1 protein-coding gene is annotated in these 337 nt (G+C 47.5%); it reads right to left on the bottom strand.

Translation table 11 applies throughout. From position 1 onward, the window contains the following. On the bottom strand, window positions 1-337 hold a 337-nt coding region (locus AB4585_RS22195), incomplete at both ends, for a cadherin-like domain-containing protein (RefSeq protein ID WP_372170974.1).

Consider the following 337-nt stretch of genomic DNA (forward strand, 5'->3'; position numbering starts at 1 on the left):
GTAGCGCCTGTTAATAGGTCTGCATCAGTGAAGATGAGCGTGCCGTCTTCTTCAACACTGAACTGTTGATCTTGAGGTACTGGCAAATCGTTAACTGGGTTAACGGTTAGGTCTGCAGAAGCTTGAACCGTATTGGTGCCATCAGAGATATCGAAGCTGATATCGATGTCACCATTGAAGTTCTCATCTGGCGTGATGGTGAAGCTGCCGTCATCATTAGCTACAACCGTCGCATCTCCACCAACCGTAAGGTCGCTAGCAGTAAGGTCATCGCCTTCAACATCAGATGCTTGTGATAACAGTTGCTCTTGGCTTAGACGGATAGAACCATCTTCGT

The organism is Vibrio sp. 10N.222.49.C9 (genome assembly GCF_041474985.1).
Classification (GTDB): domain Bacteria; phylum Pseudomonadota; class Gammaproteobacteria; order Enterobacterales; family Vibrionaceae; genus Vibrio; species Vibrio crassostreae_C.